The sequence below is a fragment of the Vibrio sp. M260112 genome (assembly GCF_036533775.1).
In the GTDB taxonomy this organism is placed as follows: Bacteria; Pseudomonadota; Gammaproteobacteria; order Enterobacterales; family Vibrionaceae; genus Vibrio.
In genome coordinates, this window is sequence record NZ_JATABH010000214.1 from 1 (window position 1) to 377 (window position 377).

Here is a 377-nt window from a genome sequence, read left to right on the forward strand (position 1 = left end):
TTCACCATTCAAAGCATGATGAGCGCTTTTCAATTTGGAGCGACACACGAGGTTCGAACTCGTGACCTCAACCTTGGCAAGGTTGCGCTCTACCAACTGAGCTAGTGTCGCATATTCTCAAAAGAGAATTGGTTGCGGGGGCCGGATTTGAACCGACGACCTTCGGGTTATGAGCCCGACGAGCTACCAAGCTGCTCCACCCCGCGTCCGTATTCACCATTCAAAGCATGATGAGCGCTTGTAAATTTGGAGCGACACACGAGGTTCGAACTCGTGACCTCAACCTTGGCAAGGTTGCGCTCTACCAACTGAGCTAGTGTCGCATATTCTCAAAAGAGAATTGGTTGCGGGGGCCGGATTTGAACCGACGACCTTCG

3 tRNA genes are annotated in these 377 nt (G+C 52.0%); all 3 read right to left on the reverse strand.

From position 1 onward, the window contains the following. Positions 1-35 precede the first annotated feature (35 nt). A tRNA-Gly gene (locus tag QTN95_RS21170) sits at positions 36-111 on the reverse strand. An 18-nt stretch (positions 112-129) separates the two neighbouring features. Then, a tRNA-Met gene (locus QTN95_RS21175) sits at positions 130-206 on the reverse strand. A 41-nt stretch (positions 207-247) separates the two neighbouring features. After that, a tRNA-Gly gene (locus QTN95_RS21180) sits at positions 248-323 on the reverse strand. Positions 324-377: the final 54 nt, after the last annotated feature.